This window comes from Saccharothrix stipae (genome assembly GCF_054781895.1).
Genome location: NZ_BAAGTN010000001.1, coordinates 150355 through 164401, shown reverse-complemented (window position 1 = coordinate 164401; position 14047 = coordinate 150355). Strand labels below are relative to the sequence as shown.

Below are 14047 nucleotides of genomic sequence, written 5' to 3'. Positions count from 1 at the left end.
ACGGCGGCCGGTGTGTCCCGATCGTGACGGGATTCGGCCTTGACACCGCGCGTGCCACGACCCGCCGGAAAGACGATCACCCTTTAGGCTCCCCGGCGTGGAACAGCGATACCTCGGGCGCAGCGGACTCCGGGTCTCCCGGATGGCCCTGGGCACGATGACCTGGGGCCGGGACACCGACGCGGACGAGGCGGCCACCCAGTTGCTGGCGTTCGCCGAGGCGGGCGGCACGCTGGTGGACACCGCCGACGTGTACGTGGAGGGCGAGAGCGAGCGGATCCTCGGCGGTCTGCTGGGCGAGGTGGTGCCGCGCGACGAGCTGGTGATCGCGACGAAGGCGGTGGCGCGGCGCAACGACGGCCCGTTCGGCGGTGGCGCGTCGCGGGGCGCGCTGCTGCACGCGCTGGACGGGTCGCTGCGCCGGTTGGGCGTGGAGCACGTCGACCTGTGGCAGCTGCACGCGTGGGACGCGAACGTGCCGTTGGAGGAGACGTTGTCGGCGCTGGACGCGGCGGTGGCGTCGGGCCGGGTCCGCTACGCGGGGGTGTCGAACTACTCGGGGTGGCAGCTGGGCACGGCGGCGGCGCTGCCGGGGCACACGCCGCTGGTGTCCACGCAGGTGGAGTACTCGCTGCTGGAGCGGGGCGTGGAGCGGGAGGTGGTGCCGGCGGCGCGGCACCACGGGATCGGCCTGCTGCCGTGGGCGCCGTTGGGGCGGGGTGTGCTGACCGGGAAGTACCGCAACGGCACGCCGTCGGACTCGCGGGGCGCGTCGGCGCACTTCGCGGGGTACGTGGAGCAGCACCGCACGGAGCGGGCGGCGCGGATCGTGCAGGCGGTGGCGACGGCGGCGGACGGGTTGGGCACGAACGCGTTGTGCGTGGCGCTGGCGTGGGTGCGGGACCGGCCCGGTGTGGTGGCGCCGGTGGTCGGCGCCCGCGACACCGGCCAGTTGCTGGGGTCGTTGGCGGCGGAGGAGCTGACGTTGCCGCCGGCGATCCGGGCCGCGTTGGACGACGTGAGCGCGGTCGAGTTCGGGTACCCCGAACGACCCCTCGGCTGATTCGGGCCGTTGTGTCCGGTTGGGCCGCGATGGCCCACCTTGGGCGTATTGTCACTTTCGGTGACTGTTTTTGTGACTTCTGTGACCCTGCGTCACACTGTGCGTCCAGTCGGGTCTAGGTTCGGTTCGTGCTTGAGACGAGTGGTGAGCCGACCGCGGTGACGCGGCGTCGGTTGTTCGGCATCACGGCCGGGACCGCGGCGACCTTCGTGGCCGCCGGGGCGCCCGCGGCGGCCGAGGGCGGCGGCCCGCCCCGGAAGGCCCCTCCCCCGGAGGCCACGTCGTTGGACGCGGAAGGCGCGTGGCGCAAGCTCGCGGAGGGCAACCACCGGTTCGTCACCGGCCACCAGACCCACCCGCACGAGTCGCTGCGGTGGCGGGAGTCCCTGGTGGCCGGCCAGCACCCGTTCGCGGTGGTGCTGGGCTGCGCGGACTCGCGGGTGCCGCCGGAGCTGGTGTTCGACACCGGGTTGGGCGACCTGTTCACCATCCGCGCGGCGGGCGAGGTGCTGGACAACAGCGTGCTGGGCAGCATCGAGTACGCGGTGGAGCACCTGGGTGTACCGCTGGTGGTGGTGCTGGGGCACGCGAAGTGCGGCGCGGTGTCGGCCACGGTGGACGTGGTGCGGGGCCGGTCGGCGGTGTCGGGTGACGTGAGCGTGCTGGTGCGGTCGATCGAGCCGGCGGTGCTGTCCACCCCGGCCGACGCCGACGAGGCGCGGTTCCTGGCCGCGGCGGTGGACAACCAGGCCAAGCGGGTGGCGTCGTTGATGCTGGAGCGGTCGGTGACGATCCGCACGGCGGTGCAGCACCACGGCGTGCGGGTGGTCGCGGCGAGCTACCAGCTCGTCACCGGCGAGGTCGCCCGCCTGGCGTGAGGCTCGGCCGGCCCTCACGGTCGTGGTGGGGGCCGGCCTCCGTTCCTCACCGGGCCGAGAACCCCGGCGCCGGGGTCGGGGCCCACGGCGTCGGGGTTCTCGGCGTCGGTGTCGTCCCGGTCGCGGGGTGGTCAGCCGGAGAACGAGCCCCGGTAGCCGACCGGACCTTCGCCGGGGAACTGCGCGGTGCCCTGGAAGCTGGCGCCGCTGTCGAAGAACGTCACGCTGCCGTTGCCCTGCTCGCCGCTCCAGCTGACGGTGGTGCCCGTGCTCGGCCTCCCTCCGTCGGGCACGACGTCCTTGCGGTTGGTGATGTGCACGGTCAGGTCCGCGTCGGGCTGCCAGCCGCCGCCACCGGTGCCGATCTCCGTCTGGTACGTGGCCACAGGGTCCTCCTTCGATGAGTGCGGGCCGCTACCCGCACTCGGATCGCACCAGCCGCGTGCCGCACGCCGACGGGCGCCGACCACCTGCCAGACCTCCGAGTGAACGGCACCACCCGACCGGGAAGCGCGGTCGTCGCCGCCTGTCGTGGGTGCGGGGCCGATCGGGTGACCTCGCGGGGCGACACGCCTCAGCCGAGGGCTTCGTCGACGAGCCGGAACCAGTCCCGCACGCCGCCGAGCTGCGCTTCCAGCCAGGTGGCGACGTCGGCGGCGAGGTCGAGCGCGCGCGGTGTGCGGACCCGGCCGGCGAGGTGTTCGACGAGGCTCTGGATGCGCCGCACGGGCGGCGGGTGGTTGCCCGCGAACGGGACGGCGAGGCCGAGTTCGTCGGCGAGCCGGTCGGTGACCTCGTGCAGGAACAGCACCAGCAGCACCGCCCCGACCAGGCACGGCTCGTGCGCCTCCAGTTCGCGGGCGCCGAGGCCGTCCAGGCTGTGCAGCATGATCGTGGCGGCGACGCGGTCGGCCTCGTGCTCGCGGGCCCAGCCGACGGACTGGGCGTCGAGGGGGCCGACGGGCGTGCCGGGGTCGGTGCGGCGGCGGGCGTGCCGCAGGTGGCCCGCCAGCACGTGCGCGACCTCGTGGGCCAGCACGAACTGGGTCGCCCGCCGCGCCATCAGCGCGACCAGCGCGGCGCGTTGCCCGGACAGCTCCGGCAGCCGCCGGGCCTGGACCGCACCGTTGCCGTACAGGTGGGCGTTGAGGGCCTCGGCCAGCGCGTAGGACGCCTGCTCGGTGGTGAGCAGGGGTGGGGTGCCGTAGTTCGGCAGCGCCCCGGTCATGATCTTCAGCACGGTCGTGAGCAGGTCCAGCAGCGAGGTGTCGACCAGCACGAGCACGCCGCGGCCGGGCACCGGGACGCTGAGCCCGTCGAGGGTGCCGGTGGGGAACACGCCCGCCAGCACCGGGACGGTGGGTCGCCACCCGGCGGCGCGGGCCAGGTGCAGCACCTCGGGCTGCACGGCGTCGAGGGTGCGTTGCTGCTCGTGCAGGTGCGCGGGCCGGTAGGCGGCGGGCCGCACCCGCGCGTCGACCAGCCGCGCGAGCCTGCCCGGCACCGGCTCGGCGGCCACCTGGTTCCAGGTGTGGTAGCGCGCGGCGGTGTCGGCGTGCGGTGCCGGCGGGTCGAGGTGGTCGGCCACCCGACGGTCCCGCAGCAGTCGCACGTGCCTGCTCCGCAGCTCCTCGACGGTCATCGCGACGCCTCCCCGTTCACCTGGGATAGTCGTCGGGACGGGGCGGGGTGTACGGGTGGAGCGCGACTATCACCTTCCCAGACCAACGACAACACCCGCCCCCTGCGTGACGATGGTGGTTCGGTGATGGATGCTGGGAGGGCTGAACGGGGTCGACTGGGAGGTCCGACGTTGCGCCGACTGGCGGCGGTAGTGCTCACCGGGGTCGCGTTGGTCTCGGGCTGCGCGACCGAGGAGAACCCGGCCGATCCGTTGCAGGTGGCGGCCACCCTGGAGCCCGCGCGGCCGGCCGAGTCGCCGGAGCAGGCCGTGCCGCCGCAGGGCCGGGTGCTGCCGCTGGGGCGGGCGACGTCGGTCGTGGTGGCGGGCGGCCGGGTGGCGGTGGCGGTGGCAGATCCGCCGTCGGTGGCCCTGTACCCCCTGGACACGCTGGGTGACCCGCTGGTGGTGCCGTTGCCCGGTCCGGCGGAGCGGCTGGTGGCCGACGGTGACGAGGTGCGGGCCGTGGTGCCGGCGGGGGCGGTGGTGACGGTGCGGCCCGACGGGTCGACGTCGCGGCAGGCGGTGGACGGCGCGCCGGTGGACGTGGCCCGGGTCGACGGCCGGACGTTGGTGGCGCAGCGCGACCTGCGGCAGGTGTCGGTCGACGGGCACGCGGTGCGCGGCATCTCCAGCCCGGACCGGCTGGTCGCGGTGGGTGGCGCGGCGGTGGTGCTGGACCGGCCGCGCAGCGCGGTGTTCGACCTGGACCCGGCGGCGGACGGCCCCGGTGCGGGGCTGCGGGCGGGCGAGGGCGCGACGAACGCGGTGGCCGACCGGTTCGGCCGGGTGCTGGTGGTGGACACGCGCGGCGGTGAGCTGATGGCGTTCTCCACCGATCCGTTGATCATGCGGCTGCGCTACCCCGTGCCGGGCGCGCCGTACGGGATGGCCTACGACGAGGCGCGCGACCTGGTGTGGGTCACGCTCACCGCGCGCAACGAGGTGGTGGCGTTCGACGTGGCGGGCGCGGAACCGGTGGAGCGGCACCGGTTCGCGGCGGTCCGCCAGCCGGACTCGGTGGCGGTTGACCCAGGCAGCGGGCGCGTGTTCGTCGCGTCCGGGGACGGCGCAGGGATGCAGGTGATCGGATGATGGGCGATGGGGTGGTCGACGGGGACTGGGAGTACCGGCCGCTGCGGCTGCCGGCCGGTGTCTCCCGTCGCACGGCGACCACGCAGCTGGCGATCCACGCGGAGTTCGCCGGGTGGGAGCTGTCGCGGACGTTGTTGTTCGGGGACGGTTCGCGCAAGGTGTGGTTGCGGCGCAAGCGGACGGCCGCCGTGATGCCGGGCGTGATCACCTAGGGGCGGTCCCCGCCCGGTTCTGGCGTCACGGCCGCGGCGGTGGCGGCGGGCACGGGTGGCCCGCCGCCGTGAACGACGGGTTCCACCACAGCTGTGGTACCACAGCTGTGGTGGAACCCGGTGGGTCGGCCGGCTACCGCCGGACGGCGCCGTCGAGCGTGCTCCGGTGCCTGATCATCCACCCGGCCGCCCGGGCCCGCCAGGCCAACGCCCACAGGGGCACCGGGTCGGTCGACTCCGGCGTGATGCCCGCGCGGGTGGCCTCGGCGGCGCAGTCCCGGATGGCGGTCTCGATCATCCGGTCGACCAGGTCGGCCCGATCCCCCGGCGGGAGTTCGTAGCCGTCCAGGAACAGACCCGCCTGCCGGGCGCGGTGGGCCGCGTCGGGCAGGCCGTTGCGCTCGGCGACGTCGTCGTCGTGCAGCTGGGCGTTCCACCAGGTCGCGGCGGCGACCTCGGTGAGTCGGTCGACCGGACCGGCGAGGGTCCAGTCGATCAGCCCGACGGGCAGCCCGTCGCGGGCCACGATGTGCCACGGGCCCGCGTCGCAGTGCCCGATCACCGTGTCCGGACCGGTGTCGTCGTGCATCCACCAGGGCTGCCACGTGCCGCCGGGCGGTGGCCGGAAGCCCGCGGTGGCGGTGTGGAGTGCGCGCAGCAGCGCGCCGGCGTGCCAGACCCCTTCGTCGGTCCACGCGTGCGGGTGCACGACGGAACCTCCGAGGTAGGTCAGGACCTCGTTGCCGTCCGCGTCGATACCGTCGCCGACCACGCGGGGTGCGCCGGTGAACCCGGCGTCCGCGAGGTGGCGCAGCAGTGCGTGGACGGTGGGGGTCCAGGGTTGGGCCGGCCGCCTGGTGGTCTGGCCGGATCGGGTGACCTTGCTCGGTCCGCCCTCGGCCGCGGTGAGCGGACGACCGGGAGGTTGTGCGGGAGGTCGTGGTGTGGGTTGCACGGTCGTTCTCCTCGTGGAGTTCGGTTCCGGTCCCCGGGCACCGCGAGAGCGGGCCGGGGAGGTCGCCGGGAAGTGACCCCGGGAACCGCCACGAAGCGAGGAGTGCGCCTGACGACGCGGCTGCCGAACGGTTCGGCAGCGTGGTCAGCGCGTGGCGCGCTCCCGCGTCGAAGCGGTCGCGACGTCACCGGGAACCGTGCAAGCCATGTCCATCCCCCTCCGGCAGCCAACGGGCGTCACCGTAGCGGGATCGGTCGTGCACCCCCAACCCGTTTTCGCCGGGTGTGGGGGTCAGTCGGTGTCGGTGAGGGCGGCGGTGGGGTCGCGGTGGGGCGTGCCGGTGGGCCACCAGTCGCCGTCGGCGGCGCGGTAGGGGTACCAGCGGCCGTCGGGGCCGTAGCGCAGTTGTCGGTCGTGGACGGTCCAACGGTTGCGCCACACGGTGGGTTCGGGGAGTTCGCCGCGGGCCCAGTCGGCGCGGGCGCGGGCGTTGTCGGTCCGGCCGGGGGTCCAGGGGTGTTCGAGGACGTCGAGGGCGGCCGCGCCGCCTTGTTGCCAGGCGCGCACGGCGCGGGGGTCGGCGTCGAGGCGGTCGCGCAGCGCGGGGTGGGCGGCGGCCATGCGGATGTGGTCGCGCCGGTCGTCGGGCGCGGGCCACCGGCCGGTGGCCAGGACGTCGCGGGCCTTGGCGGCGGCGTCGGCGACGAGCAGCCGCAGGACCTCGACGTCCAGGCCGGGTGCGGGTTCGAAGTCGGGCAGTGGGCCCAGGTCGGCCGGTGGCGGGTCGTCGGGCAGGTCGGCGACGGGTCGAACGTAGGCGGCGGTGGCCAGGACGCCGGTGGTGGGACTGGCGCCGGCGACGACCTCGTCCTGGTCGCGGCCGCGCAGGAGCAGCAGCACCCACGGGTCGGCGTCGAGCAGCCACGACGCCTGGTGGCACAGCGCGGCGGCGTGCTTGCAGGGCAGTTCCCAGCCGGGGCAGGTGCACTCGGGGTCGAGGTCGCCGATGCCGGGCAGCAGCGGCACGCCCGCGTCGGCGGCGGCGTCGGCCAGTTCGCGGGGCATCTCGCGGTCGAGCAGCGCGGCGAGGTGGCCCGCCTTGGCGGCGATCTGGCCGAGGAACCGGTCCCACTCGGCGTCGGTGAGCGGGGTCAGGTGGACCGAGGTCCGGTAGGTGTCCTCGGTGTCGTAGACGGTGGCGGCGAGGCGGCCGGGGCTGACGGTGATGGTGCCGACGAGCCCGGCGTGGGCGTACTTGCGGCCCTGCCGCAGGGGCGCCTGGTCCAGCGAGGTGTCCTCCAGGGCCTGCAACCACGCCTTGCCCCACCAGGAGCGGGCGCGACGCACGCCCTTGCCGAACGCCGGGAAGCCCTTGACGCGGTCGCTCACGTGCCGCTCCTGAGTTCGACCAGGTTGCCGAGTTCGTCGTCGGACAGTTCGGTGAACGCGGCGTCGCCGCGGGCCAGGACGGCGTCGGCGAGATCGCGCTTGGCGCGCAGCATCGCGGCGATGCGGTCCTCGATGGTGCCCTCGGCGATGAGCCGGTGGACCTGCACGGGCCGGGTCTGGCCGATGCGGTGGGCCCGGTCGGTGGCCTGGTCCTCCACGGCCGGGTTCCACCACCGGTCGTAGTGCACGACGTGGTCGGCGCGGGTGAGGTTCAGGCCGGTGCCCGCGGCCTTGAGCGAGAGCAGGAACACCGGGCACCCGCCGTCCTGGAAGCGGCGCACCATGTCCTCGCGGGCGGGGACGGGTGTGCCGCCGTGCAGCAGTTGCGAGGTGATGCCGCGGCCGGTGAGGTGGCGTTCGATGAGGCGCGCCATGGCGACGTACTGGGTGAACACGAGCACGGCGCCGTCCTCGGCGAGGATGGTGTCGAGCAGTTCGTCGAGCAGTTCGAGCTTGCCCGAGCGGCCGGCGAGCTTCGGCGAGGTCTCCTTGAGGTACTGGGCGGGGTGGTTGCAGACCTGCTTGAGGCCGGTGAGGAGCTTGACGACGCGGCCGCGGCGGGCGATGCCGTCGGCCTCGCGGACCTCGGCCATGAGTTCCCGCACGACCGCCTCGTAGAGCGCGGCCTGTTCGCGGGTGAGGGCGACGGGCTGGTCGGTCTCGGTCTTGGGCGGCAGTTCGGGCGCGATGCCGGGGTCGGTCTTGCGGCGGCGCAGCAGGAACGGCCGCACGAGCCGGGCGAACCGGTGGGCGGCCTCCTGGTCGTGGTCGGTTTCGATGGGGCCGGCCCAGCGGGCCTTGAACCGCGCCATGGTGCCGAGCAGGCCGGGCGTGGTCCAGTCGAGGATGGCCCACAGCTCCGACAGGGCGTTCTCCACCGGGGTGCCGGTGAGGGCGACGCGGGCGCGGGCGGGGATGCGGCGCAACGCCTTGGCGGTGTCGGAGGCGGGGTTCTTCACGTGCTGGGCCTCGTCGGCGACGACCATGCCCCAGCCGACGTCGGCGAGCCGGTCGGCGTCCAGGCGCATGGTGCCGTAGGTGGTGAGCACGAAGCCCTCGTGCGCGACCTCGCGGCGGGGGCCGTGGAAGCGGCGGACCGGGACACCGGGCGCGAAGCGTTCGATCTCGCGCTGCCAGTTGCCCATCAGGGACGCGGGGCAGACCACGAGGGTAGGGCCGTCGTCGCGGTGCAGGTGCAGCGCGATCAACGTGATGGTCTTGCCCAGGCCCATGTCGTCGGCCAGGCACGCGCCCAGGCCGAGCGAGGTCATCCGGTCCAGCCAGCGCAGGCCGTGCAGCTGGTAGTCGCGCAGGGTGGCGCGCAGCGCGGGCGGCTGGGCGATCGGGTCGGCGTCGAGGTCGGCGAGCCGGGACTTGAGCTCGTCGAGCCAGCCGGTGGCGGCGACCTCGACCTCGACGCCGTCGATCCGGGTGGTGCCGGTGAGGGCGGCGCCGAGCGCGTCGATCGCGGTGACGGGCTTGAGGGCGCGCTCGCGGGCGCGGCGGGCGAGTTCGGGGTCGACCAGGGTCCAGCGGTCGCGCAGCCGCACGACGGGCCGGGTGGCCTCGGCCAGCTGGTCCAGCTCGTCGGGGGTGAGCGGGTCGTCGCCCAGGGCGAGCCGCCAGTCCACGGAGGTGAGCTGGTCCGGGCCGAAGAACGCGGGCCGGTCGGCCGGGCGTTCGCCGATGACGACCTTCGCGGACAGGTCGCGCACCAGGTCCTTGGGCCAGTGCACGTCGACGCCCGCGCCGGCCAGGCGCACCGCGCCGGTGGTGAGCAGGTGCTCCACGTCGGAGTCCAGCAGGGTGACCTCGTCGGGCACCGGCTGGTCGAGCAGCCGTTCCAGCGGCGCCCAGGCGCGGGCGGCGCGGCGCAGCGCGACCGTGGCGTCGGCCCGGGACCGCTGGTTGGCCGAGGACCACAGCTCGGCGGCGTCCACCACGCGGGCCGGGTCGGCCAGGCTGTGCACCTGCACGACCGCGCGGAACGGGCCGAAGCCCTCGATCCGCAGCGAGATGCGCACGCCCTGGTCGGCCCAGTCCCGCAGGTGCGGCACGTGCTGGGGCGCGACGGCGGCGAACGCGGGCGCGCCGGCGGCGTGCACGGCCGCCGCGCCGCGCGGCATGGTGTCGGCGACGGCGTCGAGGAACGCGCGCAGCAGCGGTTCGGCGTCGGGCAGTTCGAGCGGGTCGCGTCCGGGCAGGGGGACGGCGCGGGCGGGCGCGGGCATCGCCTCGGCCAGGTCGCGCACGCGGGCGTGGTCGGCGGCGTCGAGCGGGCCCAGCAGCCAGGCGTCGAAGTCGCCGTCGGTGACCGCGGGCCGCACCCGGCCGCGTGCGACGAGCTGCAACGCCACCACCACGGCCGCGCCCCAGAACGCGGTGGCCGGGTGGGCGTGCGCGGTGCGGCGGGCCCGGCTGAGCAGCGGGATGGCCTCGGCCACCGGCAGCCGCAGGGCCGCGACGGTCCGCCTGGTCCCCTCGGGGGTGGCGACGGTGAGCCGGTCCGCGCCCACCGCGTCGGGTGGCGTGCCCTCCGACGCGGGCGCCGAGTTCCGGTCCTGGGCGGGGTAGAAGGTGACCGTGGACGTGCGTGGCGGGTCGGCGGCCTCGAAGACGGCCGCGTACCGCTCCAACCCTGTGTTCAGCACTCCCCCTCGCTACTCAAGTTTGAGTATAGCCCAGCTGCCCGGCGCACCCGGCGATCCCGGCTCCCCCGCCATCGGATAGGCACCCGCTTCGAGGCGCCGCACCAGGCCCCGCGTCCACTGCGCACCACCGGCCGCCGTGTGCTCCCACAGCCCGAACAACTCCTTCACGTGCGGCGGCTCGCGCCACCGCGCCGCCTGCTCACGGGCCGCGTCACGCCGCGCCTCCAACGCCGCCAACCGCTCGGTGAGCAGACCCACCGCCTCCTCCCGCGACAACGACGGCAGCAACGCCAACCCGGCGGCCAGCAGGTCCGGCCGCGTCTCCGGGCGGCGCAGCGCGTCCCGCAGCAACGCGCGGTACTCCGCCTCCCCCCGGGAGGTGATCTCGTAGTCGGTGCGGCCCGGCGGCACGCCGTGGTCGGCCAGGCAGCCGTCCTTCGTGAGCTGCTTCAACGCGTGGTAGATCGAGCCCCACTTGACGTTGGCCCACTCCCCCGCGCCCCACGACATCAGGTCGTTGCCGATCAGGTAGCCGTGGGCGCGCCCGTAACCGCGCACCACGCCGAGCACCAGCAGCCGTGTTGCCGACATCGCGTCCTCGTCCGGCGGTATCCGGGTTCCGCATCCCCGGTTTCGGCGATCAGGGTAGTTCGCGCAGGATGGACCGGTGACGCCCACCAAGATCGACGACGCCGCCCGGCGGGCCCGCCTCGCCCGCCGACACCGGCTGGCCACCCGCGCCGCCGCGGTCGAGGACGTGGTCGACGCGGTGGTGGGTCTGCACGCCACCGACCCGGCCACCGTCTACCTGTCCGCGTGCGCCCGCCTGGACGACCCGTCGGTGACCGAGGTCGAGGCCGCGTTCTACGACCGGCACACCCTGGTCCGGCTGCTGTGCATGCGCCGCACGATGTTCGCCGTCACCGCCGCGACGGCCCCGGTCGTGCAGGCCGCCGCGGGCGCGGCCATCGCCGCCAAGGAGCGGCAGCGGCTGCTGACCTACCTCGCCGAGGGCGTCGGCTGGGACGCCGCCCGCCTCGCCGACGTCGAGGAGGCCACGCTGGAGGCACTGCGGCTGCGCGGCGAGGCCACCACCGTCGAACTCACCCGCGACGTCCCGGACCTGCTCGAACAGGTCCTCGTGGCACCCGGCAAGCCCTACGAGACCCGCCAGAACGTGTCCAGCCGCATCATCCGCGTGCTGGCCGCCGACGGCCGGATGCGCCGCGGCCGCCCCCTCGGCACGTGGCTGAGCACCCAGTTCCGCTGGGCGCCCGCCACACCCTGGCCGGAGGTCGACCCCGCCCACGCCCGCGCCGAACTCGCCCGCCGCTGGCTCGCCTCCTACGGCCCCGGCACCGAGGCCGACCTCAAGTGGTGGACCGGCTGGAACCTCGGCCACACCCGCGCCGCCCTCGCCGCGGCCGGCGCCGTCCCGGTCGAGCTGTCCACCGGCACCGGCCACGCCCTGCCCGACGACCTCGACCCGGTCGAGGACCCCGAGCCGTGGGCGGCGCTGCTGCCGGCACTGGATCCGACCCCGATGGGGTGGCAGGCTCGCGACTGGTACCTCCCCGCCCGGCACCGGCCACGCCTGTTCGACACCGCGGGCAACGTGGGACCGACCGTCTGGTGGAACGGCGCGGTCGTCGGCGGGTGGGCCCAACGCGCCGACGGCGGACTCGTGTGGGAACTCTTCGAGGACGTGGGCGCGGACGCACGGGCGGCGATCGGCCGGGAAGCGGACCGGTTGACGTCCTGGATCGGCGGGGCGCGCGTGATCCCCCGCTTCCGGACCCCGTTGGAGAAGGAGCTGGTGAGATGATCGTGTTGCGGAGGTTGGACGACGAAGCGGTGGAACGCCTGCTCGGCCTCGCGGTGGCCGACACCGACCCCGCCGACGTGATGCCGCCCGGCTGGACGGTCGACCGGTCCGACGAGTTCCGCGAGTTCTACCGCGGCATGCGGGACGACGCCTACGAGATCGTCGAGGACGACCGCACCGTCGGCATGGTCCGCCTCACCGCCAAGGGCGAGACCGGCATCTGGGTCGCCCGCTGCGCCCGCGGCAACGGCATCGGCCTCGCCGCACTGCGCCGCGTCGTGCAGGAAGCACCCAGACGCGGCGTCACCACGATCGTCGCGGACACCACCACCGACAACGTCGCGGCCCTCACGACCCTGCGCAAAGCCGGCGCCACCCTCGACATCGACGGCCGCCGCGTCTGCGCCCGCATCGCCGTGCCTACCGAACCGCCGGCGGACACCACCCGCCACCCCTGACCGGGTCCCCCGGACCGCGGACCTCGACAGGCGGCGCGACCAGCGGCTACGCCACCACCGAACCGATCACCACGGTCGCCGACAACTCCTCGTCCGACACGACCTCCGCGCACAGACCACCCGCCGCGAACGCCTCCGCCGTCCCCGACGCCTGCCGCGCACCCGTCTCCACCAACAACCGCCCACCCGGCGCCAACCACCGCGCCGCACCCGCGATCACCCGCCGCTGCACGTCGAGACCGTCCGCCCCACCGTCCAACGCCACCCGCGGCTCGTGCTCCCGCGCCTCCGGCGGCATCAACCCGATCGCCCCGGTCGGCACATAGGGCGCGTTCGCCACCAGGACACCCACCCGCCCCACCAACGACACCGGCAACGGCCCGTAAAGATCACCCTCGTACACCCGACCCGCACCCACGTTGCGACGAGCGCACCGCACCGCCACCGGATCCACGTCCACCGCGTGCAACTCCACCCCCGCCACCCGATCCGCCACCGCGGCACCCACCGCACCCGAACCACAACACAGGTCCACCACCACCGCACCCGGCCGCGCCACACCCACCGCCACCCGCACCAAGAACTCCGTGCGCCGACGCGGCACGAACACCCCCGGCCCCACCACCACCCGCAACCCGCAGAACTCCGCCCACCCCACCACGTGCTCCAACGGCAACCCGGCCACCCGCCGCGCCGTCAACGACTCCAACTCCTCCGGACCACGCGCCGCGGCCACCAACAACCGCGCCTCGTCCTCCGCGAACACACACCCCGCCGCACGCAACCGCGCGACCACAACACCGACATCGACACCCATGGACCGCGCAACGCCTCTCGCGAGAAACCGCGGGCGCCTCACCCCACCACGACGCGGCCGGAGGCGACCCGATGTGCACCAGCAGAAATGGGTCTCACCTCCCCGATCCGCGCGAACCGCCACACCGTATCCCACCCACCACCGGCCCCACCCACCACGACCACCGACAGGTCAGCCCCCACCCGCCCGCGCCACCGCCGCCTCCACCCCGTCCAACAACACGTCCAACCCCGTCACGAAATTCCGCACCGCATCCCGCTCCAGGTACGGCACGCACTCATCCCCCTCCACCGCGGGCGGCTCCTCCGCACCGATCACCGCCGACAACGGGAACCGCTCCGCGAAATCCGGCGCCACCTCCTCGAACACCCCCGCCCGCGCGAACCACCACTCCTCATCCGTCATCCCCGTCTCCCGCGCCGCCCGCCGAGACTCCGCGATCACCCCCGCCGCTCCCCGCACGAACTGCACCACCGCACCCACCACGCCCCGCAACACCGACGACCGCAACCCCGTCGACCACAGGATCCGCACCAACGCCTCCAGCATCGCGAACTCGTTCGGCCCCAACACCGGCCGCGCCTGCGACACCTGCAACACCCACGGGTGGGCCAGGAAGAACACCCGCGCGTCCTCCGCCCACGCCCGCAACGCCGGCCGCCACCCGCCCTCCAGCGAGTACTCCGTCGGCAACTCCCCCAACACCCGGTCGTACATCAGATCCAGCAACTCGGCCTTGCTCGGCACGTACGTGTACAACGCCATCGCCGAACGCCCCAACCGCTCCCCCACCGCACGCATCGACAACGCCGCCATGCCGTCCCGATCAGCCACCTCGATCGCCGCGTCCACGATCGCGTCCACACTCAGCCCCGCCCCCGAACCCCCACCGGGCGCACGCCACAACAACCGCATCGACCGACCCGCGTCACCCTGCCCGGCGAACACCGCCACTTGCCGCCC

14 protein-coding genes are annotated in these 14047 nt (G+C 74.5%); 6 read left to right on the top strand and 8 right to left on the bottom strand.

Annotation, left to right across the window (positions count from 1 at the left end; genetic code table 11):
* Nucleotides 1–97: 97 nt before the first annotated feature.
* Together ACYVLT_RS00680 and ACYVLT_RS00675 are read left to right on the top strand one after the other, a co-directional pair.
* Nucleotides 98–1063, top strand: coding sequence for an aldo/keto reductase (locus ACYVLT_RS00680; protein WP_461118074.1), 966 nt, complete (start codon nt 98–100; stop codon nt 1061–1063).
* A gap of 128 nt (nt 1064–1191) precedes the next feature.
* Complete coding sequence (locus tag ACYVLT_RS00675) at nt 1192–1941, top strand: carbonic anhydrase (RefSeq protein ID WP_461118073.1); 750 nt, start codon at nt 1192–1194, stop codon at nt 1939–1941.
* Between the two features lie 131 nt (nt 1942–2072).
* Here ACYVLT_RS00675 and ACYVLT_RS00670 read toward each other — a convergent pair whose 3' ends face one another.
* Both ACYVLT_RS00670 and ACYVLT_RS00665 read right to left on the bottom strand, forming a co-directional pair.
* Nucleotides 2073–2327, bottom strand: a complete 255-nt coding sequence (locus ACYVLT_RS00670; RefSeq protein ID WP_461118072.1) for a hypothetical protein — start codon at nt 2325–2327, stop codon at nt 2073–2075.
* Between the two features lie 188 nt (nt 2328–2515).
* Nucleotides 2516–3583 carry a M48 family metalloprotease gene (locus ACYVLT_RS00665; protein ID WP_461118071.1) on the bottom strand — a complete coding sequence of 356 codons (1068 nt, stop codon included), beginning with the start codon at nt 3581–3583 and terminating at the stop codon, nt 2516–2518.
* 171 nt (nt 3584–3754) lie between these two features.
* On the opposite strand from ACYVLT_RS00665, the gene ACYVLT_RS00660 reads away from it, so the two are divergent.
* A complete protein-coding gene (locus ACYVLT_RS00660; RefSeq protein ID WP_461118070.1) occupies nt 3755–4717 on the top strand; it encodes a YncE family protein in 963 nt (320 codons plus the stop codon).
* Nucleotides 4717–4929: a DUF5703 family protein gene (locus ACYVLT_RS00655; protein WP_157620563.1), complete on the top strand. Its 213-nt coding sequence runs from the start codon at nt 4717–4719 to the stop codon at nt 4927–4929. Before ACYVLT_RS00660 ends, ACYVLT_RS00655 begins: the two co-directional genes overlap by 1 nt.
* A gap of 133 nt (nt 4930–5062) precedes the next feature.
* On the opposite strand, the gene ACYVLT_RS00650 is transcribed toward ACYVLT_RS00655, so the two are convergent.
* From ACYVLT_RS00650 to ACYVLT_RS00635, 4 genes are all read right to left on the bottom strand, one after another.
* The gene (locus tag ACYVLT_RS00650) at nt 5063–5884 is read right to left on the bottom strand and encodes an aminoglycoside phosphotransferase/kinase family protein (protein ID WP_461118069.1); all 822 of its coding nucleotides are present in this window, start codon (nt 5882–5884) and stop codon (nt 5063–5065) included.
* Between the two features lie 291 nt (nt 5885–6175).
* Nucleotides 6176–7273, bottom strand: a complete 1098-nt coding sequence (locus tag ACYVLT_RS00645; protein WP_461118068.1) for an SWIM zinc finger family protein — start codon at nt 7271–7273, stop codon at nt 6176–6178.
* Nucleotides 7270–9984: a DEAD/DEAH box helicase gene (locus ACYVLT_RS00640; protein ID WP_461118067.1), complete on the bottom strand. Its 2715-nt coding sequence runs from the start codon at nt 9982–9984 to the stop codon at nt 7270–7272. The genes ACYVLT_RS00645 and ACYVLT_RS00640 overlap by 4 nt, the downstream gene beginning before the upstream one ends.
* A gap of 9 nt (nt 9985–9993) precedes the next feature.
* Nucleotides 9994–10575: a PadR family transcriptional regulator gene (locus ACYVLT_RS00635; protein ID WP_461118066.1), complete on the bottom strand. Its 582-nt coding sequence runs from the start codon at nt 10573–10575 to the stop codon at nt 9994–9996.
* 76 nt (nt 10576–10651) lie between these two features.
* Here ACYVLT_RS00635 and ACYVLT_RS00630 point away from each other — a divergent pair, with 76 nt between their 5' ends.
* Nucleotides 10652–11809 (top strand): winged helix DNA-binding domain-containing protein, encoded by a 1158-nt coding sequence (locus ACYVLT_RS00630; RefSeq protein WP_461118065.1) that lies wholly within the window; start codon nt 10652–10654, stop codon nt 11807–11809.
* Nucleotides 11806–12267 carry a GNAT family N-acetyltransferase gene (locus ACYVLT_RS00625; RefSeq protein WP_461118064.1) on the top strand — a complete coding sequence of 154 codons (462 nt, stop codon included), beginning with the start codon at nt 11806–11808 and terminating at the stop codon, nt 12265–12267. The genes ACYVLT_RS00630 and ACYVLT_RS00625 overlap by 4 nt, the downstream gene beginning before the upstream one ends.
* A gap of 46 nt (nt 12268–12313) precedes the next feature.
* Here the strand turns inward: ACYVLT_RS00625 and ACYVLT_RS00620 are convergent, their stop codons facing one another.
* Together ACYVLT_RS00620 and ACYVLT_RS00615 are read right to left on the bottom strand one after the other, a co-directional pair.
* The gene (locus ACYVLT_RS00620; RefSeq protein ID WP_461118063.1) at nt 12314–13084 is read right to left on the bottom strand and encodes a putative protein N(5)-glutamine methyltransferase; all 771 of its coding nucleotides are present in this window, start codon (nt 13082–13084) and stop codon (nt 12314–12316) included.
* Between the two features lie 171 nt (nt 13085–13255).
* Complete coding sequence (locus tag ACYVLT_RS00615) at nt 13256–14038, bottom strand: TetR/AcrR family transcriptional regulator (RefSeq protein WP_461118062.1); 783 nt, start codon at nt 14036–14038, stop codon at nt 13256–13258.
* Between the last annotated feature and the right edge of the window lie 9 nt (nt 14039–14047).